The sequence below is a fragment of the Cerasicoccus frondis genome (genome assembly GCA_031296915.1).
Lineage (GTDB): Bacteria > Verrucomicrobiota > Verrucomicrobiia > Opitutales > Cerasicoccaceae > Cerasicoccus > Cerasicoccus frondis.
Map to the genome: position 1 here is coordinate 1 of JAVDPC010000004.1, position 26,116 is coordinate 26,116.

The 26,116-nt window shown below is 57.9% G+C and carries 22 protein-coding genes; 11 read left to right on the forward strand and 11 right to left on the reverse strand.

Translation table 11 applies throughout. The annotated features are described in order from the left end of the window. Positions 1–102 precede the first annotated feature (102 nt). The 8 genes from RBB63_RS03895 to RBB63_RS03930 all read right to left on the reverse strand — a co-directional run bounded on the left by RBB63_RS03895 (position 103) and on the right by RBB63_RS03930 (position 12,084). Entirely contained in the window at positions 103–1,110 is a 1,008-nt protein-coding gene (locus tag RBB63_RS03895) for a dihydroorotate dehydrogenase-like protein (protein ID WP_309381289.1), read from the reverse strand. A 96-nt stretch (positions 1,111–1,206) separates the two neighbouring features. Beyond that, complete coding sequence (nifJ, locus tag RBB63_RS03900) at positions 1,207–4,782, reverse strand: pyruvate:ferredoxin (flavodoxin) oxidoreductase (protein ID WP_309381292.1); 3,576 nt, start codon at positions 4,780–4,782, stop codon at positions 1,207–1,209. A 197-nt stretch (positions 4,783–4,979) separates the two neighbouring features. Continuing rightward, positions 4,980–6,599 carry an ATP-binding protein gene (locus RBB63_RS03905; RefSeq protein WP_309381294.1) on the reverse strand — a complete coding sequence of 540 codons (1,620 nt, stop codon included), beginning with the start codon at positions 6,597–6,599 and terminating at the stop codon, positions 4,980–4,982. Positions 6,600–6,813: 214 nt separating this feature from the next. Next, positions 6,814–7,332 (reverse strand): STAS domain-containing protein, encoded by a 519-nt coding sequence (locus RBB63_RS03910; RefSeq protein WP_309381296.1) that lies wholly within the window; start codon positions 7,330–7,332, stop codon positions 6,814–6,816. Positions 7,333–7,414: 82 nt separating this feature from the next. Next, complete coding sequence (gene acnA, locus RBB63_RS03915; RefSeq protein WP_309381298.1) at positions 7,415–10,165, reverse strand: aconitate hydratase AcnA; 2,751 nt, start codon at positions 10,163–10,165, stop codon at positions 7,415–7,417. Between the two features lie 56 nt (positions 10,166–10,221). Then, positions 10,222–10,692, reverse strand: a complete 471-nt coding sequence (locus RBB63_RS03920; protein ID WP_309381300.1) for a redoxin domain-containing protein — start codon at positions 10,690–10,692, stop codon at positions 10,222–10,224. Positions 10,693–10,791: 99 nt separating this feature from the next. Continuing rightward, positions 10,792–11,724: a cyclase family protein gene (locus RBB63_RS03925; protein ID WP_309381302.1), complete on the reverse strand. Its 933-nt coding sequence runs from the start codon at positions 11,722–11,724 to the stop codon at positions 10,792–10,794. A 45-nt stretch (positions 11,725–11,769) separates the two neighbouring features. After that, on the reverse strand, positions 11,770–12,084 hold the full coding sequence (locus tag RBB63_RS03930) for a hypothetical protein (protein ID WP_309381303.1): 315 nt from the start codon (positions 12,082–12,084) through the stop codon (positions 11,770–11,772). Positions 12,085–12,775: 691 nt separating this feature from the next. Here RBB63_RS03930 and tyrS point away from each other — a divergent pair. Further along, a complete protein-coding gene (gene tyrS / locus RBB63_RS03935; RefSeq protein ID WP_309381305.1) occupies positions 12,776–13,954 on the forward strand; it encodes a tyrosine--tRNA ligase in 1,179 nt (392 codons plus the stop codon). A gap of 102 nt (positions 13,955–14,056) precedes the next feature. Here the strand turns inward: tyrS and RBB63_RS03940 are convergent, their stop codons facing one another. Then, positions 14,057–14,284, reverse strand: coding sequence for a putative signal transducing protein (locus tag RBB63_RS03940; protein WP_309381307.1), 228 nt, complete (start codon positions 14,282–14,284; stop codon positions 14,057–14,059). A gap of 865 nt (positions 14,285–15,149) precedes the next feature. Here RBB63_RS03940 and RBB63_RS03945 point away from each other — a divergent pair. From RBB63_RS03945 to RBB63_RS03965, 5 genes are all read left to right on the forward strand, one after another. Next, positions 15,150–16,127, forward strand: coding sequence for a sodium:calcium symporter (locus RBB63_RS03945; RefSeq protein ID WP_309381309.1), 978 nt, complete (start codon positions 15,150–15,152; stop codon positions 16,125–16,127). Between the two features lie 35 nt (positions 16,128–16,162). Then, positions 16,163–16,633: an SRPBCC family protein gene (locus RBB63_RS03950; protein WP_309381311.1), complete on the forward strand. Its 471-nt coding sequence runs from the start codon at positions 16,163–16,165 to the stop codon at positions 16,631–16,633. Between the two features lie 302 nt (positions 16,634–16,935). Further along, a complete protein-coding gene (locus RBB63_RS03955) occupies positions 16,936–17,841 on the forward strand; it encodes a FecR family protein (RefSeq protein ID WP_309381313.1) in 906 nt (301 codons plus the stop codon). Between the two features lie 85 nt (positions 17,842–17,926). Beyond that, positions 17,927–19,075, forward strand: coding sequence for a homoserine O-acetyltransferase MetX (gene metX / locus RBB63_RS03960; protein ID WP_309381315.1), 1,149 nt, complete (start codon positions 17,927–17,929; stop codon positions 19,073–19,075). A gap of 153 nt (positions 19,076–19,228) precedes the next feature. Continuing rightward, positions 19,229–19,924: a DNRLRE domain-containing protein gene (locus tag RBB63_RS03965; RefSeq protein ID WP_309381317.1), complete on the forward strand. Its 696-nt coding sequence runs from the start codon at positions 19,229–19,231 to the stop codon at positions 19,922–19,924. Between the two features lie 66 nt (positions 19,925–19,990). Here the strand turns inward: RBB63_RS03965 and RBB63_RS03970 are convergent, their stop codons facing one another. Further along, complete coding sequence (locus RBB63_RS03970; protein ID WP_309381319.1) at positions 19,991–21,001, reverse strand: LysR family transcriptional regulator; 1,011 nt, start codon at positions 20,999–21,001, stop codon at positions 19,991–19,993. A 343-nt stretch (positions 21,002–21,344) separates the two neighbouring features. Here RBB63_RS03970 and RBB63_RS03975 point away from each other — a divergent pair, with 343 nt between their 5' ends. From RBB63_RS03975 to RBB63_RS03995, 5 genes are all read left to right on the forward strand, one after another. Continuing rightward, complete coding sequence (locus RBB63_RS03975; protein WP_309381321.1) at positions 21,345–21,971, forward strand: peroxiredoxin; 627 nt, start codon at positions 21,345–21,347, stop codon at positions 21,969–21,971. Between the two features lie 128 nt (positions 21,972–22,099). Further along, complete coding sequence (gene trxB / locus RBB63_RS03980; RefSeq protein ID WP_309381323.1) at positions 22,100–23,047, forward strand: thioredoxin-disulfide reductase; 948 nt, start codon at positions 22,100–22,102, stop codon at positions 23,045–23,047. Between the two features lie 112 nt (positions 23,048–23,159). Further along, entirely contained in the window at positions 23,160–23,498 is a 339-nt protein-coding gene (gene cutA, locus RBB63_RS03985; RefSeq protein WP_309381325.1) for a divalent-cation tolerance protein CutA, read from the forward strand. A 43-nt stretch (positions 23,499–23,541) separates the two neighbouring features. Continuing rightward, positions 23,542–23,871: a hypothetical protein gene (locus tag RBB63_RS03990; protein WP_309381327.1), complete on the forward strand. Its 330-nt coding sequence runs from the start codon at positions 23,542–23,544 to the stop codon at positions 23,869–23,871. Positions 23,872–23,948: 77 nt separating this feature from the next. Then, complete coding sequence (locus RBB63_RS03995; protein WP_309381329.1) at positions 23,949–25,025, forward strand: LacI family DNA-binding transcriptional regulator; 1,077 nt, start codon at positions 23,949–23,951, stop codon at positions 25,023–25,025. Between the two features lie 7 nt (positions 25,026–25,032). On the opposite strand, the gene RBB63_RS04000 is transcribed toward RBB63_RS03995, so the two are convergent. Then, positions 25,033–26,097 (reverse strand): hydroxyacid dehydrogenase, encoded by a 1,065-nt coding sequence (locus RBB63_RS04000; protein WP_309381331.1) that lies wholly within the window; start codon positions 26,095–26,097, stop codon positions 25,033–25,035. Positions 26,098–26,116: the final 19 nt, after the last annotated feature.

Genomic DNA, 26,116 nt, shown 5'->3' on the forward strand with positions numbered 1-26,116 from the left:
TTGGCATTTCAATCACGGGCTTCCAGCCCGCTCAATCAAAGCCGCCTTGCGCTGCATCCAATCTATACCCCACCTGAATCGGCAATCTAGATGAAAAGTGCTCTAAACCAACTCTGCTTGAGGCTCCCAGGATTGCAGGATGCGCACATAGTTGCCGCGCTCGATGACTTCCGGGTTCGGCGCGTGGCGGTAGCTCATGCTGCCCTTCATCTGCGCCAGCGACTCGTACTCGTGATCTTCCATCCAACGCTCTAGATCGGTGCGCAGATCCTCGATCCGCCCCACCCCATTCACCAGCAGCTCGGACACCATCTGCACGACGTCGGCGCCGCACATGACCGCCTTAATCGCGTCATCCCGCGTGTGGACCCCGCCTGTGCACGCCAAGTCCAGCTGATAGCGCCCAAAGAGCACCGCCAGCCAACGCAAACGCAGCAGCAGTTCAGAAGAATCCGACAGACTGAGCGTGGGCTTCATTTCCAGCTCTTCGATGTCGATGTCCGGCTGGTAAAAGCGATTAAAGAGCACCAACCCTTTCGCGCCCGCCGCTTCCAGGCGACGCGCCAGGTGCGCCATCGACGTAAAGAACGGCGACAGCTTGACCGCCACCGGTATCTGGATCGATTCGCAAACCGTCTTCACGATTTCTTCCGTGCGCGCCTCGACAATCTCCGCCGATTCGCTGGACACACGGGGCTGGTAGTAAAGATTTAGCTCAAGCGCATCGGCGCCGGCCTTTTCGATCTCTTTGGCAAAGTAGGACCAGCCGCCGAGGTGCGTGCCATTGAGCGACGCAATGATGGGCACATTGACGGCCTTTTTCGCCGCGCTCAGGTGCGCCAGGTAATCCTCCGGTCCGTAGTGATACTCGACCTCTTTCGGGAAGTAGCTGCCCGCTTCCGCAAAGCTTTCCTCATGGGCGTAAACGTGGGCGTCGAGGCCGGCTTGGTGATGCGTCACCTGCTCTTCAAAAAGTGAGTGCAGCGTGATGGCAGCCGCGCCCGCGTCTTCCGCCTTGCGCACGCGATCAAGGTTCGAAGCCAGTGGCGAAGCGCCGAGGATAAAGGGATGGGGCAGCTCGAGCCCGAGGTATGTCGTGGTGAGATTCATGGTTTTTAATTTTGAATTATGAAGTATGAATTATGAAATGGTTCGAGTTCAGAGCTCGCTGATTTTCATAATTCATCATTCTGCATTCATAATTATTTAAATCGGCTCGCCGGTGTCGTCTTTGGGTTTGTTGACCTGCGCGAGGTTTTCGTAGAGGCGGCGTTGTGCGCCGTCGATAGACTCTGCCCGGTTGATGAGCTCCTTCGAGCGACCGGGGTTGACTTGCGCCAACGAACGGAAGCGGACTTCGTTATCCACGTATTCCTGCAGCGATTTCTTCGCCGCCTTGCTGTCGAGCTGAAGCGCGGGCTCGCCCAGATCAACACGGCGCGGATCGTGGCGGTAGAGCGGCCAGTGTCCGCTGTCCACGGCCAGCTTTTGCTGCTGCAGACCGAAGTTCAGGTTGTAGCCGTGGGCGATGCAATGGCTGTAGGCGATGACCAAGCTCGGCCCGTCAAAGCTTTCGGCCTCGTCCATTGCCTGGATCACCTGGCGCTCGCTGGCGCCCATGGCGATCTTGGCCACGTAGACGTTTTGGTAACCCATCGCGATGAGGCCCAAGTCCTTCTTCGGCGTTTCCTTACCACCGGCGGCAAACTTCGCCACCGCGCCCATCGGCGTGGACTTCGAGGCTTGGCCGCCTGTGTTGGAGTAAACTTCCGTGTCGAGCACCAGGATGTTGACGTTGCGTCCGCTGGCGAGGATGTGGTCCAGGCCGCCGAAGCCGATATCGTAGGCCCAACCGTCGCCCCCGACGCCCCACACGCTCTTGCGAACGAGGAACTCGGAGAAGGTTAGCAGTCGCTTGGCTGCCGGCTCGTTCATGCCGATCAGCTTGCGCTTGAGCTCGGCTACGCGGTCGCGCTGAGCGAAGACGGACATCTCATCCTTCTGATGGCTCATCAGGATTTCGCGGACCAGCATGTCGCCCAATTGCGGCGCGAGTTGCTGGAGGAGTCGGCGCGCCATTTCCGTCTTTTTATCAACGGCCAAACGCATGCCCATGGTGAACTCGGCGTTGTCTTCGAAGAGCGAATTGCTCCAAGCCGGGCCACGTCCATTCTCATCCGTGCAATACGGAGTCGTGGGCAAGTTGCCGCCGTAAATGGAGGAACAGCCAGTCGCGTTGGCGATCATCAGGCGGTCGCCAAAGAGCTGGGTGAGCAGCTTCAGGTAAGGCGTTTCACCGCAGCCAGCGCAAGCGCCGGAGAACTCAAAGAGCGGTTCGCGCAGCTGAGTGTCGCGAGTGGTGAGGCCCAGCGCGGTGCGCTCGGGGCGAGGCAGCTCCTGGAAGAAGTCCCAGCGCATCTTTTCCTGCGCCACGGTCTCCTGGTGCGGACGCATGTTGATCGCCTTCTCGCGTGGGTTGGCCTTGTTCTTGGCCGGGCAAGCGGTCACGCAAAGTCCGCAGCCGGTGCAGTCCTCGGGCGCTACTTGGATGGTGTAGCGGTGGCCGGTGATCTTGCGGTCCTTGAAGGGCGCGGAGAGGAAATTCTCGGGCGCTTCGTCGAGCGCGTTTTCCGGGTAATGCTTGCAGCGGATCGTGGCGTGCGGGCAAACGAGCGCGCACTTGCCGCACTGGATGCAGACCTCGGGATCCCACACGGGGATTTCGGTGGCGATGTTGCGCTTCTCCCACTGGCTCGTGGAGCACGGCCACGTGCCGTCGACCGGGAAGGCCGAGACGGGCAGCAAGTCGCCATCACCTTGCAACATGACGCCCGTGACTCGTTGAACGAAGTCTGGCGCCTCCGCCGCGACCGCCGGAGGGAAGGCGATGGATGAGTTGGCGGCGGCGGGGAGGTCAACCAGATAAAGTGAGCTCAAGGCCATGTCGACTGCGGCGAAGTTCTTCTCCACAATCGCGGGGCCCTTGCGCATGTAGGTCTTTTCGATAGCGCCCTTGATCTTCGCGATGGCTTCGTCCTTGGGCAGGATGCCGGAGATTGCGAAGAAGCAGGTCTGCATGATGGTGTTCGTGCGGCCTCCCATGCCGGCCTTGCGGGCCACGGCGTAGGCGTCGATCGTGTAAAGCTCGAGCTTCTTTTCGATCAACGTTTGCTGCACTTCGAAGGGTAGCTTCGACCAAATTTTTTCCGGCGGGAACGGCGAGTTCATCAGCACGGTGGCGCCTTCGGCGGCGTATTTCAGCACGTCGTATTTCGTCACGAACTGCCACTGGTGGATGCCCACAAACTTCGCGCTCTGCACGAGGTATGGCGCCTTGATCATCTTCGGGCCAAAGCGCAGGTGGCTAACGGTCATCGCGCCGCTCTTCTTCGAGTCATACACGAAGTAGGCCTGCGCGCAGTTGTCGGTTTCTTCGCCAATGATCTTAATGGTGTTCTTGTTGGCGCCGACGGTGCCGTCGCTGCCGAGGCCGATGAAGACCGCGGAGAACTGATCTCCAGAAGCAACCTTGAAGTCTTCATCGACCGGCAGGGAACGGTGGGTCACGTCGTCCACGATGCCCACCGTGAAATGGTTGATCGCGTCGCCGCCGAGCAGGTTGTCAAAGACCGCCTTGGCCATGGCCGGGTTGAACTCCTTGCTGCCGAGGCCATAGCGACCGGCGAGCACGGTTGGCTCACTGACCATCTTGCCGAGGTCCTTCGCTTCGCGCAGCGCGGTGACGACGTCCTGGTAAAGCGGTTCGCCGAGGGCGCCGGGCTCCTTCGTGCGGTCGAGCACGGCAATACGCTCCACCGTCTTCGGCAGCGCGTCAACAAAGTGCTGCAGCGACCACGGGCGGAACAGGCGAACGGCCAATACCCCGACCTTGCGGCCATCGGCATTCAGCGCAGCGGCGGCTTGTTGACAGGTCTCAACACCCGAGCCCATGACGATCACGACGTCGGTCGCATCCTCAGGGCCGGAGTATTCAAAAAGCTGATAACGGCGGCCGGTCAGCTCGCCGAACTTCGCCATGATGCGGTCGACGATTTCCGGCAGCGCGTCGTAATAGCCGTTGGCGGCTTCGCGGGCCTGGAAGAACACGTCGGGGTTCTGCGCGGTGCCGCGAATCATCGGGGCGTCCGGGGTCAAGCCGCGGTCATGGAAGGCCTTCACCGCGTCGTCATCGATCAACTGATCGAGCACTTCATTGCTGACGGACTCGTAGGTGTTGATCTCGTGCGAAGTGCGGAAGCCGTCGAAGAAATGCAAGAACGGCACGCGGGACTCGAGCGTCGCGGCGTGGGCAATAGCGGCCAAGTCCGCGGACTCCTGCACGCTGTTGGAGCACAGCATCGCAAAGCCCGTCTGGCGGCAGGCCATGACGTCCGAGTGGTCGCCGAAGATCGACAGCGCGTGCGTCGCAAGGCTGCGCGCTGTCACGTGGAGCACGAACGGCGTCAGTTCCCCGGCGATCTTATACATATTGGGGATCATCAGGAGGAGCCCCTGCGACGCCGTAAAGCTCGTCGCTAAAGTGCCGGCGGTCAACGCGCCGTGGAGTGCGCCGGCTACGCCGCCTTCACTCTGCATTTGGACTACAGTTGGAACATCGCCCCAAAGGTTCTGCTTACCCCCCGAAGCCCACTCGTCCGAAAGCTCGGCCATCGGGGTGGACGGCGTGATGGGGTAAATGGCGATATTCTCGCTGAGTCGGTAGGCCACCGAGGCTGCTGCTTCATTAGCGTCGGTGATGGCAAATTCAATTGGCTTATTCATGGGTTGCTCAACAATTAGATAAGCTAACCAAATCCGCCAATATACGCAAGAAAAACTAATGTGATACTGATTCTCGATTAATTTAATTTATCAAATTGTTAAACGCATACGGAAAGTACGCAACAAAGCCCCCACCAAAAGTGAAGGCTCCGGGCCTGAAATTTTTCCTACAGGCTAAAAAGTTTTTTAGTATTCTGTTAGACGTGCTGACTATTTGCCGGGCTATGCTGCTCAAGCAACTGCTGTAATTTGGCGATTAATTCATGTCTCTGGTAAGGCTTCCCCAAGTGGGCGTCCGCGCCGACATTGATAACGCGATCCTGGTCTTCCTCCATCGCATACGCGGTGAGCACCAGAATCGGCGTCCGTTTTTCATGATCTTTGTTCGACTCACGAATTTTGCGAATCGCCGCCAAACCATCCATTTTGGGCATGCGCACATCCATAACGATGAGGTCGAAATCATCCTCGTCAAAGGCTTCCAGCGCTTCCAGGCCATTGGTCACCGCAGTGACGCTTACCTGGTTCATCGTCAGCATTTTGCGCAAAATATGGCGGCTGGAGGCATTGTCTTCGGCAATGAGAATGCGGAGCACATCTTTGCCATGTGGCGGATGGAGTGTGAACGACTTTCGCTTGTTTGAAACCTGAAGCCCACTGCCAGAATTGGGCGACCCAAGCCGCACTAATGCCGTGAAGGCAGAACCAACGCCCTCTTCGCTGTCGACAGTCAGACCGCCCCCCATCTTTTTGGCCAGCTCGTTGGAAATCGCCAGACCGAGGCCGGACCCCCCACGCTCGTCATTAATTTCACCGTGCACCTGGCTGAATGATTCGAAAATTTCATCCACCCGATCGGGCGCAATGCCAATGCCTGTGTCATGCACGGCAATGCTCAGGCACACGTTGTCATCCTCAACCTCCTCCACATGCACGTGGACATCGATCTGCCCGCTGTCAGTGAACTTAATGGCGTTGGCCAGGAGGTTGGTCACGATCTGAGAGAGCCGAATGGGGTCTCCGTAAACATATGTCGGCATGTCGTCTGAGACTTCGAGCACGAGCTTCAACCGCTTCGCCTCGGCGCGCACGCGCAGCAGCTCCACGATATTGCTAATGGTGAAGTTCGGATCAAAGGGCACATTTCTCAGCTCCAGTTTTCCCGCCTCGATCTTGGCCAGGTCGAGGATGTCATTGATGATCCCGAGCAGGTTCTCACCCGACTGCTGAGCTATGCCGATTTCGGTGGTGAAGCGTTTCTTCAGTTCCGGGTCCGTGCCCATTAGCTCAATGGAGCCCAACAATCCATTGAGCGGCGTGCGGATTTCGTGGGACATGTTGGCGAGAAATTGAGACTTCATGTGGCTGGCGGCTTGTGCGTCGGCCACCTTCTGCGCTTCCAGTTGCAGCTCCTCCTTGGTCTTTTTCAACTCCTGTGGATTGGGCAGTCTCAGCGCTTGAGGGATCAGGCGAAACAGGACCGCTGCGCTCGCGATCGACACAACGCCGGTGATGCTTAAAACAACCCCTTCGGCCATGTAATACGGCTTCCAAATGGTCAATATGGCCATCGCGTGCGTGGCGGCGCAGCACAGGATAAACAAGGCGAACAGGAGAAAGACATGCTTGTAAATGATGTCCTTACGCTTCCGGACAAAGTAGAAAAGCCCGAAAGGAATGGTGCAGTAGGCAAAAACCACCATACCGTTAGCCACAACGTGCAACCACAAAATCCAGGGGTCCCACATGTAACAATGTCCATGGGGCATGAATGCAGTGCTGCAAAGTTCTTCCCACCAGTTGCTAATCGCGCTCATAAGCAAACACCCTAGCAACCATTCCTCATAACGCGAGCAAACAAGACCTTTACGAGCCTTTTACGGCCGCCTTTTTCACCTCATGGTTTGCGTTCGTAGGTTCCCCTTAGACGTCGTCAATTCCTGATAAATCAACCATCAAGTCTAAGACCCTCACCTAAACTGTATTAAATTCACACCCACCTAGGGCCGGATGGCCGCAGAGGCGCGTAACTTAAGGCGTGTCCTTATCGACCTGTAGTCGCAGGAAAGAAAGGACGTCCTGGAATTTTTTCTGATTGCTGCTGTCGGCTTCCACGAGGCATTCATGCGCCCGGAGGACCATGGCGGCGTTGTCCCGCTCGGACTGGCTGGCGCCTTGAAGCGACTCCGACTGCTTCGCATTGAAGGACATCTCAAAATCGCCGGTCTCCACGTTCATGATGCGATGGAGGCCCAAGTTGCGAACCAGCTCCAGGTTGCGCTGACTCAGGCGCACCAGCGTGAAGTCGCCTGGTGGCTCCAGCTTACGGAACTCCAGCGCGGCGCCGGCCATGATGCCGAGAAACGTGCTGTCCATTCCCGTGCAGTCTTGAAAATCAATCACCACGCTGCGCTTCCCCATCTCGGCCACACGGTCGAAAAAATCGCGCACCGGGGCGCAATTAAGGAAGCTCGCGCGGCCATGAATGCGCAGAATCACCGGCTCGGAATAAGCATCGATGAGGAATACTGGGCTCTCGCTGTCAGGCATGCGTTTGGGTTAGTCGAAATTTCTTTAAATATGGTCTTTCGGCCCGGTCAAGCCCAAGCCTAAAACGAATAAATGTTGCTAATTATTTATCGAGCAATTGGCGTAAGACATAAGTTAAGATACCACCATTACGGTAATATTCAATCTCAACTTGAGTATCTAACCGGACGTCCAAGGTGACTTTTTCCTCTGAACCATCTGCACGGTGGATCACCAAAGTGGCTTCAGCGCCCGGTTTGATGTCTTCGCTCAAACCGAGCAGGTCGTAGGTTTCCGTGCCGTTCAGCGCGAGGGTGTCCTTGTCCTCCCCTTCCTTGAAACAAAGCGGGAGGACGCCCATGCCGATCAGGTTGCTGCGGTGAATGCGCTCAAAAGATTTGGAAACCACGGCCTTCACGCCGAGCAGCGCAGTGCCCTTGGCCGCCCAGTCGCGGGAGGAACCCATCCCATAATCGACGCCGCCAAATACGATCAAGCCCTCGCCCCGCTCTTTGTAAGTCATCGCGGCGTCGTAAATGGCCATCACCTCGCCGTCTGGCTGCAGCTTGGTGTAGCCGCCTTCCTTGCCGTCGGCCATTTCGTTGCGAATGCGGACGTTGGCGAAGGTCCCGCGCGTCATGACGCGGTCATTGCCGCGCCGTGAGCCATAGCTGTTGAACTCCCGCACTTCGACGCCGTTTTCGATCAGGTAACGGCCGGCTGGGCTGTCTGGCTTGATCGCGCCAGCCGGGGAAATGTGGTCCGTCGTCACCGAAGCGCCCAGCAGCGCCATGGGGCGCAGCCCCGCAAATGAGGTAATCTTGCCTGGCTCCATGCCGAAGCCTTCAAAGAAAGGCGGGCGCTGGATGTAGGTCGAGTCCGCGTCCCAATCGTAAACGGCCCCCGTGGAGGATTCCACGCTGTTCCACTGCGGATTGGCCGAGTTAAGGTCGCCATACTTCGAGCGGAACATCTCCGGCTTCAGGCCTTTGAGAATGTTGCTCTGGATTTCTTCGTGGCTTGGCCAGAGATCCTTGAGGTAGACCGGATTGCCGTCCTGATCTTCGCCCAGCGAATCGTTGTCCATGTCGAAATTGACGGTGCCCGCGAGCGCAAACGCCACCACGAGCGGCGGACTCATCAGGAAGTTCGCCTTGATCGAACCGTGCACGCGGGCTTCGAAATTGCGGTTGCCGGACAGCACCGACGCCGTAACGAGCTCACCCTCGGAAATCGCTTCTTCAACGGATTGGTCCAGCGGACCAGAGTTGCCAATGCAAGTCGTGCAGCCGTAGCCAACGAGGTTGAAGCCGAGCGTGTCGAGATACTCCGTCAGCCCGGTTTCATTCAAATAATCCGTGACCACGCGGGAACCAGGGGCCAGCGAGCACTTCACGGTTGGGTCGATTTTCAGCCCTTTCTCCACGGCTTTTTTCGCGAGAAGGCCCGCAGCCAACATCACCGATGGATTGGAGGTATTGGTGCAACTGGTGATCGCGGCGATCAACACGGAGCCGTGGGTGATTTCCGGCAAAGTCTCGGTCTGAACCAGGGCCCCACCTTCGTCTCGCCAGCGCTCGATGTCTTTGCTGGTGTCGACTGTGGCCTTGCGCGTGGCGGCTTGGGTCGGCACGCCATAGCCGCCATCCGAGACTGGCGCGTGGAGCATTGTGTTGAACGAGTCCTTGAGCTTGTCGAGGTCGATGCGGTCCTGTGGACGACGCGGGCCAGCGACGCTCGGGACGATCGTGCTGAGGTCCAGGTCGAGGCTTTTGGTGTAAGTGATCTCGCCCGCTCTGGGCATGCCAAAGAGTCCCTGCGCTTCCAGGTATTCCTTAATGGTCGCAATTTGCTCCTCGGTGCGGCCCGTGGCGCGCAGGTAATCGAGCGACTTTTCATCCACCGGGAAGAAACCCATGGTCGCCCCGTATTCCGGAGCCATGTTGGCGATAGTCGCGCGGTCCGCCAAGGTCAGCGCTTCCGTTCCTTCGCCGTAAAACTCCACAAACTTGCCCACGACCTTTTCCGCGCGGAGCATTTCCGTAATGCGCAGGGTGAGGTCGGTCGCGGTCACGCCTTCCTTGAGAACGCCGGTCAGGTTGACGCCGATGACTTCCGGCGTCTGGAAAGCAATGGGCTGGCCCAGCATACCGGCTTCCGCCTCGATGCCGCCCACGCCCCAGCCAACGATGCCGAGGCCATTGATCATGGTCGTGTGCGAATCGGTGCCCACCAGGCTGTCCGGGTAAAGCACGTTCTTGCCGCCGATTTCTTTCTGGAAAACGACGCGCGCCAAATACTCCAGGTTCACCTGGTGCACGATGCCAATTGCGGGCGGCACCACGCTGAAGGTTTCAAAGGCCTGCTGCCCCCACTTCAGGAATTCGTAACGCTCGCGGTTGCGCTCGAACTCGCGTTCAAGATTCGCCACGAAGGCGCTCGCCGTGCCAGCGCGGTCGACTTGCACGGAGTGGTCGACCACGAGGTCCACGGGCACCAGCGGCTCGATCAATTGCGGGTCAGCATTGAGCTCGCTCACGGCGTCACGCATGGCCGCCAGATCGACGAGCAGCGGAACGCCGGTAAAGTCTTGCAACACGATGCGGCTCACCACGAAGGGCACTTCCTCCGGCGCGGGTGAAGCCGCATTCCAATTCGCCAACCGTTTAACGTCCACTTCCGTAATGCCTGCCGTGCCACAATTGCGCAGGATGCTTTCGAGGACAATACGGATCGAAACCGGTAATGAAGAAACCGGCCCCACACCGCTTTTTTCCAGCTCCGGCAGGGAATAATAGAAACCCTGGCCGGAAAGTTCTGTTAGGACATTAAACGGATCGGCGAGTTCTGACATAAGGTTAGTTAAAGCGAAGCAAGATTGATGCGAGTTCTGTCAGAATGGAATAAAGTTTAACTGATGGCAGCCTTCACCTCGTCAAACGGCGGCAAGTTATGCGGGTCTTCCGTTACCCAGGAATAAACGATCTTGCCGTCGGCATCGACTACGAACGCCGCGCGCTTGGCGACGCCCTTGAAGCCGAGCAGGTCTTCGTAAAGCACGTCGTAGCTCTTGGCCACGTCCTTGTTGAAGTCCGACAAAAGCGGCACGGTGATCGAGTTCGCCTTGGCGAACGCTTCCTGCGAGAACGGGCTGTCCACGGAAATGCCGTAAACCACGGCGTCCAGGCCAGCATACTCGTCGAGCGCGCTGCTCATGGTGCAAAGCTCATTCTGACAAACGCTGGTGAAGGCCAGCGGAAAGAAAAGAAGTACGGTTTTCTTGGACCCGTAATTCGCGCTAAGGGTGACGTCCGAAAGGCCGTCTGCGTTTTTAGTCTTCAGCGTGAAATCAGGTGCGGAGGTTCCGGTAGCAAGTGCCATAGTCTAAGTATGTTTGGAATGAAGCTCTAAACCAAGTCCTATGCCGCAGCCAAGTCAAGCATTGGCAAGAAACAGTGTGAATGTTGGCCGTCGCTTTTATTACTTAATTAAATTCGGCTTCCCGCCTGGTGTCAACACGCCCTGGGCATTTCGCCGCAGCGGGACGCCAGCCACCGGCAAAGGCGCACCCGGCGCTTCCTCCACCGACACGCCAAAAGGCCAGTCCGGCGGACATATCGCGATATACCGGGCAAAGCCGCCCGTGCCGCCCAGCGGCTTCGCGTAGCCAATCGCCACCAGCGCGCCAGCCTCCGGAACCTGATCGAGGTTCATGACGCCCTCAGCTTGCGCGAAGTTATGATGCATTAGCCAGGCCTCGCCCTCCAGGTCATCCGAGTCGTCAGTGTCCAGCGGCTCGTGCCCATGGAATAAAATATGCCGCTCCAAATGCAGAAACTTGAGCGCGGGCAAGCTCACCCCCGGAAATGGTTTGTCCGTGAAGTGCTCCACGTCGCTCCACTTTTTGTACCAGTCGCTGCGAACCATCACCACGGCGCCCTCGGGGATCAGCCCGTTTTCCTTTTCCCAGTCAATGATGTCATCGATGGTCAGCTCGTAGCCCGCGTTGTCCTTCAACTGCTCCACAATCGAAATCACCACCAAGGGGCGCACCGCAAAGGTCGGCGGCAAGTCGCTGATCGTCGCGCCAACGGGATTCCAATGCGCGGGCGGATCTAGCTGCGTGCCGTATTGGTCGCTTGGCAGCACGTAAGCCGTCGCGCGGAAACCCTGCTTGGCAATGGTGAACGCCTCCCCCTTTTCGACGTAGCCTGGCATGTCCTTGCCCGCGACGGTGGCGGAAAACGTCGCCTCGCCAAAGCCCGGCCACACGGGTTGCACCGGGGCAAAGGCATGCGTGAGGTCGACGTATTTGGCAGCCTTGAGGTGCTCCTGGTAGACGTCCCAAAGCGGGTGATCAGCCTGCGCCGAAAGCGCCGACATTGCGAGTAAGCAGACGGAAATGATTTTCATGGCGAGCCATAGATTGCCTGCGTTGCCCGCGTGGCTCAAGCCCGATTACTCAGCCGGGGCCGAGTTCTTCGCTGCATCGCCAAACTCCTTGAAATAAGACCGCGTCGCCACCGCAAACAGCGCCATGTAAGCCACCAGCGCCATGCTCTCCTGGAAAATAGCCACATTGATCCACTCAAAATAAGCCGAGAGATACAGCGAAATCATCCCGAACACAAAGCCGCCCATGATCGCGAAGATGAAATAAAACGACACAAACGCCGCCAATAAATACGGCGCCACTGCCCACCCCGGCCGCGTCCACCACGCCAACAGCGGGAAGCACGCAACCAGAATCAAGATGATGACCAGCATATCCATTGGCCGGGGATGCTACGTGGCCTAAACCCAAAACCGCAAGCCTTCTAAGGCGTGTTCGAAAATGCAAAAAAGCGATTTCAAAAGGTGGAGCCCGGTGTCCCTACCGGGCTTGTTTCATCCAGCGGGTTGACGGAGAGGCAATAGCAAGCCCGGTAGGGACACCGGGCTCCACCTGTTCGAACAGAACCTAGCGAGCGCCTGCGAACTTCATTGCCTAACCAAGGCGACGCCCAAAGTAGTTGGCGACAGCTTCCCCACAAAGATCAATGCTCTCTCAAGAGCCCCCCACAGGCGCGCTTCGCAGGATAAACGACCAACCTGCGAAGCACTTAGCTTGCGCGCCTCTGAAATCGGGAGAAAGAAACCTGCTGCCGTACGCGTACCAACACCATGCACAGACGGCAGTGGATGTAGTATGCGGATGGCAACAGGATCTTTTTCATAGCCTCAGTAATGGATGAATGCGGGTGTAGAAAACTAATTCCAGGCCAGGAATGCAAATTACATAAGCCCTTAAATTTTATGGGCCGTAGCCCCAACATTAGGAAGCCTCTGAAAATGAGCGCAGACCCACGCCACGAATCCGCACGAAAATCCGCCAATACAAATTCTCCCAGAGGGTGTCACAACATTTGCCCTTGTCCATCGGCGGCGAATCCGCCTTAAATCCTCAGCTTTCCAAGTAAATCCCATGAGCCGACTCGACATCATTACCCAGAACATCGACACCATCATTGGCGCAGACGAGCTGATGGACCGCATCCGCAAGGGCAAAAAGCTCCGCATCAAGCTCGGCGTCGACCCCACCCGCCCCGACCTCACCTTCGGACACCTCGTCGTCTTCAATAAGATGAAGCAGTTTCAGGACATGGGCCACGACTGCATCCTCCTCATCGGCGACTACACCGCCACCATCGGCGACCCCTCTGGACGCTCCGACACCCGCCCGGTCCTGACCGAGGACGAGGTCCGCGCCAACGCCGAAACCTACCTCGAACAAGCCTTCAAGATCCTCGACGAGGAGCGCACCATCGTCCGCTACAACAGCGAGTGGTTCGGCCAAATGTCCTTCGGCGACACGCTCAACCTCGCCCGCAAGATGACCGTGGCCCGCATGCTTGAGCGCGACGACTTCTCCAAGCGACACGCCAGCAACAGCCCAATTTCCATTGTCGAGTTCCTCTACCCGCTCGTGCAGGGCTACGACTCCGTCATGCTCGAAAGCGACGTCGAGCTCGGCGGCACCGACCAACTCTTCAACATGCTCGTAGGCCGCCAGCTCCAGAAAGACGCCGGGCAGCCCGAGCAGGCGGTCATCACCATGCCGCTCCTCGTCGGCCTCGACGGCGTCAAAAAAATGTCCAAGAGCTACGACAACTACATTTCCTTCAACCACTCGGCCAAGGATATGTTTGGCCGCATCATGTCCATCAGCGACGAGACGATGTGGGACTACTACCGCCTGCTCCTCCTCATGGACGAAGATCGCATCGAGCACCACAAGAACGACCACCCGATGGTCGCCAAGAAGCACTTGGCCTCGTCCATGGTCGCCATGTTCTACTCGCTGCAGGAAGCCAAGCATGAGCTTGAGCAATTTGAGCAGGTATTCGCCAAAAAAGAGCGCCCCGACGACATGCCCGAGTTTTCCTGGTCCCAGCTCGCGGGCGACGAGCCCAGCTACGGCCTGATCAACCTCATGATGGCCACGGACTTTTTCCCGAGCAAAAAGGAAATCCGCCGCCTCATCGAGCAGGGCGGAGTCAAGGTCAACGACGAAGCCATCAACGACCCGACCTACTCCTTGGAAAAGCCCGCAGGCGAGCTCGTCATCCAAGCCGGCAAGCGCAAATTCTTCAAGGTCGCTTAACCTGCGTTCCACTAGACCAGTAGCATAGGCGTCCCGCCTGTGCCCGACTCAACCTAACCGATCCACGCAGAGGCGTCCCGCCTGTGCTTCGGAATGCGCGCGTCAATCAACCAGTTGGTCCTCATCCAACCCGGCGATGATCTCGCGCGCCGTCTCGGCGTCCTCCTCGTTAAAGACGCAGATATTCGGGTACATGACGGGAATGGGAATTTCCGTAGTCATCGTGATGGAGTTCCAGTTGCGCACCATCGTCGGAATGCCTGCGCTCTCCAGCATACTGTTATACAGACCGACGCGGGCGGAGCTCATATCGCGAAAAACCTCGATCATTCTGTATCCAAGGATGCCGCAAAACGAGCCAATGTCAATCCGCCCCACGTTAAAACCATACGCTGTTTTTCAACCACGAAGGACACGAAATACCGAAGCCACCGAGACGTTAAGATCTCACGCGAAGACGCGAAGGCGCGAAGGTTGCCCTATTAAAATTTGCTGCTTCAATATGCTTCGTTCGGGAGCTTTGCGTCTTTGCGTCTTTGCGTCTTTGCGTGAGTCTCAAACAAGTGCCCCACAGCCTTCGTGTATTTCGTGTCCTTCGTGGTTGAAAAGCAGCGCCTCGGCGGCGTCTCCCCCCAAGCAAATCCTTCCACAAAAAAACTTCTCATTTGTTCACTTTTATCTTGTTCACTAAATGAAAATGTGAATACTGTATTTTCAACTCTGTAACCGCCATCCCTACCACCATGAAAAAGACCCTCTCACCCTATCCACTTTAGCGAACCGGAGGCGCGCCTAGCCGCGTTGCCTCCTGAAGACTGCTTGCGATTGCGCGCAACGCTGGACCCGCTTACCGGGCACATTTGCCGAGTACGGGCGACTTTGCCCCCCTCCTCCCCCCGGCAACGCCCCAGGGTTTAAACTTGGGCTTCCCACGCCAGCCTTGCCTCGATCTATGCCAGCTCGCCGTCACGCTCCTTAAGATTCCAGCGTCGATTAATATACTATTCGCTGCCCCTGCTCCTTACCTGCGCCCATCCGGCGACGGGCCAGGAACGCCGTTCTTTGCCAGCTGCCCATCCACAAGCTCCCCCCCCTCCCCCTGCTGCTCGAGTGATTTCGGGCGGGCGTTTCCGTTAAGAAAAAGTGAAGGATACAAACCCTGCGGAAAAATCTTCCGTCTGGATCGTAAGCTGCTTTGATTAAAGGACTTCGCGTGATTGCCCAACTACTCAACAATCCATGGTATTTGCTCAGCCTGTTCCTGGTCGCTTCGGTCCTGATGATCTGGCGGCTGGAAGAGCTGTCCAATGGCGGGATGGAGGGCACCGTGCTGGGCAACCTCGTGATGCCCTACCTGTCCGGCCTGGGTAACCTGTTTTTCGTCGTCGTCATCCTGCGCACGCATCAGCCCGGCGAGGAAGTCATGACGAACTGCCTGGTCAATAACGCGACAAACCTGACGCTCTTGCTTGGGCTGCCCGCCGTCATCTGGGGGCTCAATCTGAGCCCCAAAGGCAAGGCCAAGAAAGCCAAGCAACAGGCCGAGCTCCACCGGCTCGCCCTCCTGCTCACGCTGATGGCCATCTTCTTCTTTGGCGGCATCACCTGGGCGCTCGGCAAGGACGGCGTGCTCGACTTTGGCGACGGCCTCGCGCTGATCGGCCTGTTTTTCCTGTGGCAGCTTTTTCATGTCTATGAAGTGCTCAAGGAAAACGTCCGCAGCTCCAACCGGTTCAACCCCTGGCTCATCGTCGAGCTGACCCTCCTCACCCTGGGCGGCTACGGCCTGCTGTTCAGCATCACCGGGCTCGTCAACTGGCTTTCCTCGATCGACACGGGCTTCATTAGCCGTGAAAACCTCGGCCTACTCACCGGCCTGCTCATGGCCTTGCCCAATGCGCTGCTCGCCATTTTCTATGGCGCACGGCAGGAAGCGGACGTTGTCTACAGCGCGCAGGCGGGCGACGCCCACGTGTGCATCCCGCTTTGCGTGGGGCTTTACGCCATCGTCTCCCCCCTCCGGCTGCCGGACAACTTCACGCCCGCCATCCTGATGATCGCTGGCGTGGCGGCCTTCCACGTAATCAGCCTCGCGCTGTTCCGGCGGCTGCATCGCGTCAGCGGCGGCCTGCTCATTGTGCTCTACGGCGTGTTCCTTTATTGGAGCGCCTGACTTGCAAAAACGCCGCGCCTGACTTGGCTTGCGGCGTGTGGCACTCGATTCGAACTGAGCTGAAGCTGGACCTGCCAAGGGACGAGGTCTTCGCGTTTTTCGCCCAGGCGGAAAACCTGGAAAAGATCACCCCGCGCGAGCTGGGCTTCCGCATCCTCTCCCCCCTCCCCATCCAAATGCGACAGGACGTGGAGATCGATTACCGCATTCGCCTCCACGGCCTCCCCCTGCGCTGGCGCACGTTGATCCCCGTCTGGAATCCGCCCTACGAGTTCGTCGACGAGCAAATCAAAGGCCCCTACAAAACGTGGATTCACCGCCACACCTTTGAGGAGCTCGGCCCGCAGCAAACCAACATCATTGACTACGTGCGCTACGAACTGCCGTTCACGCCACTGGGCGATCTGGCCTTCCCCCTGATTCGCCACCAAGTGGAAAGCATCTTCCGCCACCGCAACGCCGTCATCCCCCAACTGTTGGTTCAGCAGCGAGCGACTACAAAATAGGCGAACCACTGCCCCCCCCTAGCGTCTGTTCAAAAGGTGGAGCCCGGTGTCTCCACCAGGCAAAGCAGTGCTTCTCAGGAAAAGGCGCCGTGGATCGTCTCGACCCACAGCTTCGTTGGCAATGTAGGGCTCATCAGGATGAAACAAGACACAAGGGACACTGGGCTCCACCTTTTGAAATAGCTTTTTGCATTTTGAAAACACTACCTAGGGTATTAATTACCGCCGCAGCCGTATGATGAGCCGTCTACACGCTTGACCCCGCCCCCGCAGAAAATTATTCTTCACGCAAATTTCTATCCGTGGAACTACTATTACAACGCACTGCTGCTAAACGGATCACCTGGCTTTTGGGCTTGGCTTTGGTCCTATTCTCCTTCGCCTGGGCGCAAAACATGGCGCCTATGCCAACTGCCGCGTCGGTCAACGCCGGGATGAAGCCCGCCGTCGCACTTGTCGCCCGCGTCACGGGCAACGCCACCTTCACCGACTACGCCAAAGGCGAGGAAGGCCGCATCGAGCCCAAGATGAAGTTCAAGCAAGGCGTCACGATCAACACCGCCGCCGATGCGACCGTGGTGCTCCTGTTTTCCAATGGTTCCACGCTCACGATTCAGCCAAGCTCCACGCTCTCCATTGAGCAATACCTGCAGGCGCCCATCCCCGAAGGCTCCCCCTCCCTCGACGCTCTCGAAAAGGAACCCAGCACCTCCAAGACCAAGCTCCGCCTGCTCGAAGGCGACATCATCGGCTCGGTGAAAAAGCTCAACACCGAGGAAGGCTCCAGTTACGAGGTGGACTCCCCCATCGGCACCGCTGGCATCCGCGGCACCAACTTCTCCTTTAGCACGAAAGTGCGCGGCGTCGCGACGCCATCTGGCCGCTTCGGCATTTCCGTGGGTCGCGGCATCTTCATTCCACTGGCCAACGAGCAGCAAGTCGTTGACGCAATGGAGCAGGTCAGCTTTACCGGCACGCTCAACGCCGACGGCTCGGTAACGATCACTAGCTTCCAAACCGGCGCCATGTCCGAGGCCGAAGCCCTGGCGATCAACGTCCCCGCCCGAGCCGCCCAGGCCCTCCTCAAGGGCGTGGACTTCAGCTCATTCAGCGACGACGGCGCACAGGGCGGCAATACCCGCCGCGGACCAATCACTCCGCCGCCGACCCAACCCGAAGTCACGCCAGACCAAGGCGTCCGGGATTAACGCAGCCCCATTGCCCGCCTCTTCGTTTCGCCTTGGGTGAATTGAACTTGCGCCGCAGCGTCCGTGGTTAAACAGTCCTGCTTGCATGAATGACGCATCCGCCATTCTCGAACAAGACACCTCGGGCGAGGTCGGCCTCGTCTCTTGGGAGGACTATGTCCACGAGCAGCCCTTCACCTGCGAAGGCGGCGGCGTCCTGCCGGGCTTTACCCTGCGTTACGAGAGCTACGGCCGACTCAATGCGCAAAAGACCAATGCGATCCTGATCTGTCACGCCCTCAGCGGCGACCACCACGCCGCCGGCGTTCATGATCTCAACGACCGCAAGACCGGCTGGTGGAATTCCATGATCGGCCCCGGCAAGCCCATCGACACCAACGAATACTTTGTCGTGTGCTCGAACTGTCTCGGCGGCTGCCAAGGCTCCACCGGCCCAGCCTGCATCAACCCGGAGAACGGACGCCGCTACAGTCTGGATTTCCCCGTGGTCACCATTCGCGACATGGTCCGCGCGCAAAAGCTGCTCGTCGAGCACTTGGGCATCGAAAAGCTGCACGCCGTGGTCGGCGGCTCCATGGGCGGCATGCAGGTCCTCCAGTGGATGATCGAATACCCGGACGCCCTCAGCCTGGCGCTGCCCATGGCCACCACCGCCCGGCAAAATGCGCAAGCCATCGCCTTTAACGAGGTGGGCCGCAGCGCCATTATGCAAGACCCGGAATGGCGTGGCGGCGATTATGGCGACGGCCAAGGCCCCCACGTCGGCCTGGCCATTGCCCGCATGATGGCCCACATCACCTACCTGTCCGACCGCGGCATGGATGATAAATTTGGACGCCGGAAGCGCTCTTCCGACGCCCGCGAGCTCTTTGACATCGAATTCGAAGTGGAAAGCTACCTGCGCTACCAGGGCAAGAGCTTCGTCAATCGCTTCGACGCCAATACCTACCTGTATTTCACCAAGGCGCTCGACCGCTTCGACCTATATGGGGACAACGGCAGGCTCGAAGACCTGCTGAAGATTGTTGCCTGCAAAACGCTCGTCATCGGCTTCAAGACGGACTGGCTCTTCCCGCCACACCAAAACCGGAAGATCGCCCAAGCGCTGCTCCGCTGCGGCAAGCACGCCACCTATGCAGAAATCGACAGCGATCTCGGCCACGATTCGTTCCTCATCGACGCGCCGGAACTGGAAGAGCTCATCCGCCGATTCCTCTGCGCCTCCGGCAGGTAAACGGCCAAGCTCTTGAGGGGCCCTCGCCCCCTCTTTTCGCACGGTTACCCGTTGCACGGTTGGTTAAAATATCTTTGCCAAGCCAGGTAATTATTAGTAAATTAAAGAAACCCTAATACAGGCGCCTCACGCCTCTAACCCCCGAAGAATACAATGCACCTCACGAAGCTTACCCTCGTTGCTGCGACCTTGTGTGTCGCCAATGCCGTTTCCGGCGTAGTCATCGATGCGACCGCCGACACCTACGTCTACCTGCGCAACCCCGATACTGTCTATGGCGGAGACGCCACATTTGAAACTGCCAATGACGGAGGCACCTTTGGCTTACCCAAGGCAGATGACCGCTGGGCCATCATGCGGTTTGACATTTCCAGCGAGAGTAAGCCCTTCACCACGATCTCGCTCGCGCTCGAGCAGATCAGCGGAGACGCCGCAGACTTCGTCGTCTATGGAGTGCCCGATCTGGGAGCCGATGAATTCTTCGATCAGAGCACCTACACCTTCAATACATCCGCCTATGCCGCCACGACCAATGCCCCACTCAACGACGGTGGCCTGAACAAAACAAACCTGCTGGACCTGGGTTCATTCAGCACCAGCGGCGCGCAGAATATCAGTTTCACCAGCGCCGAGATGCTGAGCTTCGCCAACGCGGATACGAATAACATGCTCACATTCATCCTCTACCAGTCGACTCAGAATAAGTTCGCCCGCGTGTTTAACTCATCGGAAGCGGCCAGCGGTCAGGTACCCCAGCTCAGCATCAACGCAGTGCCCGAGCCCTCCACCTACGCGCTCCTCGCTGGCGCATTGGGACTCTGCATCACCTTGCTCAAGCGCCGTCGTTAAACGGCAAGCTTGACTCGCGTCTCCCCCAGCAACAACGGGGTGAGAGGCATGCCGAACCAGCCCAGCTCAATTCCGGTTCTTACGCTTGCCGCGCAAAGGCGGCTTGTTGGCGGTGACGAGTTTTTCACTGGGCTTTTTGGGCTTCTTCTCAGCGATCTTCTTTGGTTTTTCCGGCATGACTTGAGTGCGTTGATTGAAGACATTGCGCAGATGCAATTGGAACTCCCTCGCCGCCAGCGGTAAAGGGAAGTCGGGCAACGAAGCGAAGACAATTTCACGCTGTGGCGGCGGCTCCTGAAACTGAATAACGTGCAACCCGCTGTCCGGCGAAACATCGCCCAACGCCATGGCGGGCAAGAGCGACACCCCGGCGCCGGAGCGAATCAGCGCCTTGAGCGTCTCCACCTGCGCGCTGAGGAAACGCACACGCGGGCGGAACTCGGCTAGCTTGCAAAAGCGCATCACCTGGCCCGTCAGGCAGTGCCCCTCGCGCATCAAGATGAACTCCTCTTCGCGCAAATCGTCGAGCGTCGGCGATCGCTGCTGTAGGTGATGGTTGCCGTCCGGCGTCACCAGAAATAGCTCTTCATGCCCAAGAGTTTCCGCCTGCCAGGGCCCACCTGATAGCGGCGGGCTGACAATGACAAAGTCCAGCTCATTGCGCTCCAGTTGCGCCAGCAGTTGCTCCGTCGTCGCCTCGTGAACCACGAGTTCTACCTGCGGATGCGCTTCATTGAAGGCCAAGAGCGCCTCCGGGATCAGGAACGGCGCGACAGTCGGAATCGCGCCCAGGCGAACAGCGCCGCTGATGACCTTTTGACGATCACGCAGTTCCTCCACCGCGCTCTGCGCCTCTGCAAGGATGCGGTTTGCGCGCGTGAGGAGAATTTCCCCGGCGGGCGTGAGACGCGATTTGCCACCCGGCAATCGCAGGATGAGCTTTTCGTCCAACTCTTCCTCTAGCTTACGGATTTGCTGCGACAGCGAAGGTTGCGCGATGTGGCACTGCTCCGCCGCGCGAGTGAAGTTGCCCGTCCTCGCCACGGCGGTAAAATAGCGCAGTTGATGCATTTCCATGGTGGTGTTTTTTAGAGGCAGAAGGGAGATGGGAGAAGGCAGAAGGGAAAAGATGGAGTCGTGACCGTTTGCAATGAAGCCTGCGGAGTGACAAAGCCATTCATTACCGAATTTTATTCCATCTCGACGCCTTCTGCCTTCTCCCATCTCCCTTCTGCCTAAAAGAAATTCTTCCATTAACTAATAACCAGAATCCCACATAGGCAACACCTATCAAAACGATAGGAACAATATATTTCACGAATAGCGATTTTCCAGCTATAACTTTTCGCAGTCAGGGGCTGGGCATCGCCATGCCTGTTCCTGACATCTCTCAGAACAAGCAATATAACTATCTGTAATCATGCCCGTATTAGTCGGTAAGAAAGCACCAAACTTTAACGCACAGGCTGTCGTCAACGGCCAGATCGTCGAAAGCTTCACGCTGGATCAGTTCCTCGGTAAGAAGTACGTCGTTCTGTTCTTCTACCCGAAGGACTTCACTTTCGTCTGCCCAACCGAGATCATCGCCTTCCAAAATGAGCTCCAGTCCTTCCACGACCGCGACACCGAAGTCATCGGCGTATCGACGGACACCGAATTCTGCCACTGGGCCTGGGTCAACACCCCCCGCACCAACGGCGGCATCGAAGGCGTCAAATACCCGCTCGTGGCTGACACCAACAAGACGATTTCCTCCGCCTACGACGTGCTGACCGGCGAATACGACATCGACGTCGAAGGCAACCTCGTCGCATCCGGCGAACTCGTCGCCTACCGCGGCTTGTTCCTGATCGACAAGGAAGGCGTCGTCCGCCACCAGGTCGTCAACGACCTTCCGCTGGGTCGCTCCATCAAGGAAGCGCTCCGCATGGTCGATGCGCTGCAGCACTTCGAAGAACACGGCGAAGTTTGCCCAATCAACTGGGAAAAAGGCGCCGACGCCATGACTCCTTCCCACGAAGGCGTTTCGACCTTCCTGAGCAAGTAAAGCTTGATTTCAACCCGGCTGGGGCGGATAAATGCCGCCCCGGCCCTTTTTTAAAAGTTACAGCGCAGCCCAACAAACCAGCAGGCCGCGCTGGCAAATTTGGCATTCACACTTAGCTTTAACATCTCATGGAAAACGTAATCATTTTGGGCACAGGCTGCGCCGGCCTCACCGCCGCCATTTACACCGCGCGCGCCAATCTGGAGCCCCTGCTCCTCGAAGGTTCCCAGCCCGGCGGTCAGTTGACCACCACCTCCGAAGTGGAAAATTTCCCAGGCTTCCCGGAAGGCATCGACGGCTTCATGCTCATGGACAACATGCGCAAACAAGCCACCCGCTTTGGCGCCCGTTTTGAGCAAGACCTCATCGCCAAGATCGAAGTCGAAGACGGCGTGAAGATCCTCACCGCCGAAAGCGGCAAGGTTTACAAAGCCCGCACGGTCATCATCGCCACCGGCGCACGTCCGCGCCTGCTGGACATTCCAGGCGAAAAGGAACTGTGGGGCGGCAAGGGCGTCACCACCTGCGCAACTTGCGACGGGGCCTTCTACCGCAACATGGACGTCGTCGTCGTGGGCGGCGGCGACACCGCTTGCGAAGAAGCGCTCTTTCTGACCCGCTTTGCATCGAAGGTCTACCTCCTGCATCGTCGCGACGAACTGCGTGCATCGAAGGTCATGGCCGATCGCACGGTTGCCCACGCCAAGATCGAATGCGTATGGGACACCGTGGCCGAGGAAGTGCTCGCTGATAGCGATGGCATGATGAACGCCGTGCGCGTCAAGAACGTGAAGACGGGCGAAGTCTCGGAGATCGAAGCCAAGGGCTTTTTCATCGCCATTGGCCACATCCCGAACACCAGCTTTGCTGCGGGCGTCCTCAAGCTCGACGACGAAGGCTACATCGTCAGCGATCACGAGAGCGGCGTGCACACCGAAATCCCCGGTCTCTACGTGGCTGGCGACTGCTCGGACCACGTCTACCGCCAGGCGATCACCGCCGCTGGCATGGGTTGCCGCTCCGCCATCGAGGCCGAGCGCTGGCTCGCCGAACAGCCCGAACTCGCCGAAGCATAAGCAGGCAGGTTTCCTTCATTGGCTTCTACACAAGCGCCGGTATCATGCCGGCGCTTTTTTGCGACCCGACTTGAGCATAGACGAACCAGCGTAATTGTCATAGCAATTGATCATGTTGACGCCTGAACCCATCGCCATTGGCTGGAGCACCACGCCGAGCCGCGAGCTTGCTGAACAGATAGGTCGCGCGCTCGTGGAAAAACGTCTCGTGGCCTGTGCGCAGATAACTGGGCCGGTCACCTCGATCTACCGTTGGCAAGGCGAGATCTGCCAGGAAGAAGAATTCCGGCTGGTGCTCAAGTTTTCCGCCGCCCGCGAAAAAGCGGTCCACGAAGCGCTTGTTACGCTACATCCCTATGACACACCGCAGTGGATCGTAACTCATGCGGACGCTGGTTCGTCGAACTACGTCGCGTGGGTGCACGACAGTCAACACGAGGACGCGCCGTAATCGACGGCTTGACCCCTCATCTGCACGGCGCCATTTTGGAGCCATGCAACTCTTTCGCCACTGCTTCCTGATTGCGAGCGCCGCAACGCTGCTCACCGCCTGCAAGACCAACCAGTCCGAACAAGCGCCGCCACCGCCAGCGCAACTGGTAGGCGGCCCATGTGAGTACAACGACACGCCCGGCATCGCCGTTGTTTCCGATTCCGACGCGGAGCAAGTGCGCTTCCTGATCGATGGCCGCATAACGCCTTATTCGCGGCAGGATCTGCCAGACTACGACTACCAGACTGGCGCGAAATTTAAAGTCATTGAAAAGCGCATCACCAAGGGCGCCTGCACGCCCTACATCCTGGAAATACTGGGCCCAGCCTAGTCCAACCAGACTTTCAAAGAAGTTCATTACCGCGCGCCTCAACGCTGATAACAACTCCCCTATCCCCCTCTGATCGCATGAAACCGCGTGTCACGATTCGTGAAATAGCCGAAAAGGCCGGCATCCATTTCACCACCGTCAGCCTGGCGCTCCGCAACAGCCCACGCCTCAAGGAAAGCACCCGCCAGAAAGTGCAAAAGCTGGCCAAGGAAATGGGTTACGTGCCCGATCCCATGCTTGCGGCGCTCAACGCCTATCGCCAAACCAAACAGCCGGTGCAGTATCAGGCGACGATTGCCTGGATTCATAACTGGCCTAGCCCAGACAGCCTATACGGCTCTGGTGAATTCCTGCAATACTACTTGGGCGCTATCGACCGAGGCAAACAACGCGGCTACCAGATTGAAGAGTTCTGGATTCGCGAGCCGGAAATGAGCATTGCCAAACTCCACCGCGTGCTCCGCGCGCGGAACATCCAAGGCGCGCTCATTGCTCCCCAGCCCAAGCAGGGAACCTACCTCGATCTTAATTTCGCTGACTTGTCCGCCGTCACTTTCGGCCACAGCATGCAGCCTCCGGTACTGGATTTGGTGACGAATCATCAAAGCCATACGATCAACCGACTCCTCCAGCATGTGCTTGAGCTGGGCTACCGCCGCATCGGCCTCTGTGTGCCGGAAGACTGGAACGCCAAGGTCGAAAACGCCTGGAACAACGCCATGATCATCCTACATGCCGAGCGGCCGGATCTCCCTCATATCCCGCCGCTGTGGGAACGTTGGGACAAGGTCGATAACAGCGACCTCAAAAAGTGGGTTAAAGCAGAACAGCCGGACGTGATTATTTCCCATCACCGCGTCTATGAACGGCTCAAAAAAATCGGCGTTAAAATTCCAGAAACGATCGGCTTTGCCTCGCCGTTTCTCAATGACAACGACGAGGTTATTTCCGGTATTTACCAGAATGATTTTCTCATTGGGCAAAAAGCGGTGGACATGGTCATTGGCATGCTTCAGCGCAATGAATTAGGTCTGCCCGAAAGCCCGGTGCGCGTCCTCGTCGAAGGGCAAATGCGACCCGGCAAAACACTTCGTCCACAGAACTCCCAACCCGCTCAGACAGCCCGTAGAAAAAACGCCAAGATTAAGTCGTAGAATTGCACTAAGTTGAGCGGTCGTAGATTTCCAGAGTCACGACGTTATCAGGAGTTTCGCCGTTCAGGTATTTTTCGATGTTGGTCATGGCTTGTTCCCCCAGCAAGGGATACGTGTCCCAAGTTGGCCCCGCCACATGCGGCGAGAGCAGGATATTCTCCGACGTTCTCAACGGAGAATGCGCAGCGAGGTGTGCGGTATGAAACACATCCAACGCCACACGAATGCGCCCTTCCGACGCCAGAGCCGCCAGGGCCGACTCGTCTTCCACCAAGTGCCCCCGGGCGATATTCACAAACACCGCTTCAGCCGGCATTGTTCGCAGCAGGGACTCCGTTACGGAACCACGACTGAGATCATTGAGCCCCTCGCATTCAATGAGGATGTCACTCGTGGCAAATAGCTCAGCCAAGCTTTCACTACGACGCACGCCATGCTCCGCGAAGAGCGCAGATGGAACTCCCTGCGACCAGGATGATAGCCTGACCTGATGTGGCTTGAGCATAGACGCCAGCTCGCGCGCAATCGCGCCAAAACCATGCAACCCCACTCGCTTCCCGCGTAAGCTGCGCGTTTTCATTCGCGGCATCATCGCAAACATTGGCTGCGGTTCAGCTATAAGTGCGGGCCAGTGCCCAACGTTACGCAAACAGGAAAGCACCATTAAGAGCGCATGCTCCGCTATCGTATAACTGATTATATTCCCCCAATTACTAACCAAAACTCCTTTCTCCAGAACTACTCTCGGAATACGTGGCTTTACCGATCCTGTAACGCTGCAAACATACTTAAGTGGACAGTCATCCGCCAAAGCCCAGCTCACCGGAATTTTGGGGCAACTCCAGGCCGTCACCAACACCGTTGGTCTCAGCTCGCGTAAAGTCTCAGCCCATTCACGCGCGCTCATCACCTTGGCGTTCACCCAGGTCTTACGCGCATCTGCGGCAAAACGATCATCGCAATCCGGCAAAAACAATTGCCGCTCTTCAGGCGTCATGACGAAGAGCACATGCTCGGGGTCGAGCGCAGCAGCCAGACTGCGCGGCTCAATGCTAGCTGAATCGGATTCCATTATGCATCATCATAAGCGG

Bases quoted from the DNA above. Each gene is read 5' to 3' on its own strand.
- RBB63_RS03895 (WP_309381289.1), bottom strand. From the start codon at position 1,110: ATGAATCTCACCACGACATACCTCGGGCTCGAGCTGCCCCATCCCTTT.
- nifJ (WP_309381292.1), bottom strand. From the start codon at position 4,782: ATGAATAAGCCAATTGAATTTGCCATCACCGACGCTAATGAAGCAGCA.
- RBB63_RS03905 (WP_309381294.1), bottom strand. From the start codon at position 6,599: ATGAGCGCGATTAGCAACTGGTGGGAAGAACTTTGCAGCACTGCATTC.
- RBB63_RS03910 (WP_309381296.1), bottom strand. From the start codon at position 7,332: ATGCCTGACAGCGAGAGCCCAGTATTCCTCATCGATGCTTATTCCGAG.
- acnA (WP_309381298.1), bottom strand. From the start codon at position 10,165: ATGTCAGAACTCGCCGATCCGTTTAATGTCCTAACAGAACTTTCCGGC.
- RBB63_RS03920 (WP_309381300.1), bottom strand. From the start codon at position 10,692: ATGGCACTTGCTACCGGAACCTCCGCACCTGATTTCACGCTGAAGACT.
- RBB63_RS03925 (WP_309381302.1), bottom strand. From the start codon at position 11,724: ATGAAAATCATTTCCGTCTGCTTACTCGCAATGTCGGCGCTTTCGGCG.
- RBB63_RS03930 (WP_309381303.1), bottom strand. From the start codon at position 12,084: ATGGATATGCTGGTCATCATCTTGATTCTGGTTGCGTGCTTCCCGCTG.
- tyrS (WP_309381305.1), top strand. From the start codon at position 12,776: ATGAGCCGACTCGACATCATTACCCAGAACATCGACACCATCATTGGC.
- RBB63_RS03940 (WP_309381307.1), bottom strand. From the start codon at position 14,284: ATGATCGAGGTTTTTCGCGATATGAGCTCCGCCCGCGTCGGTCTGTAT.
- metX (WP_309381315.1), top strand. From the start codon at position 17,927: ATGAATGACGCATCCGCCATTCTCGAACAAGACACCTCGGGCGAGGTC.
- RBB63_RS03965 (WP_309381317.1), top strand. From the start codon at position 19,229: ATGCACCTCACGAAGCTTACCCTCGTTGCTGCGACCTTGTGTGTCGCC.
- RBB63_RS03970 (WP_309381319.1), bottom strand. From the start codon at position 21,001: ATGGAAATGCATCAACTGCGCTATTTTACCGCCGTGGCGAGGACGGGC.
- RBB63_RS03975 (WP_309381321.1), top strand. From the start codon at position 21,345: ATGCCCGTATTAGTCGGTAAGAAAGCACCAAACTTTAACGCACAGGCT.
- trxB (WP_309381323.1), top strand. From the start codon at position 22,100: ATGGAAAACGTAATCATTTTGGGCACAGGCTGCGCCGGCCTCACCGCC.
- cutA (WP_309381325.1), top strand. From the start codon at position 23,160: ATGTTGACGCCTGAACCCATCGCCATTGGCTGGAGCACCACGCCGAGC.
- RBB63_RS03990 (WP_309381327.1), top strand. From the start codon at position 23,542: ATGCAACTCTTTCGCCACTGCTTCCTGATTGCGAGCGCCGCAACGCTG.
- RBB63_RS03995 (WP_309381329.1), top strand. From the start codon at position 23,949: ATGAAACCGCGTGTCACGATTCGTGAAATAGCCGAAAAGGCCGGCATC.
- RBB63_RS04000 (WP_309381331.1), bottom strand. From the start codon at position 26,097: ATGGAATCCGATTCAGCTAGCATTGAGCCGCGCAGTCTGGCTGCTGCG.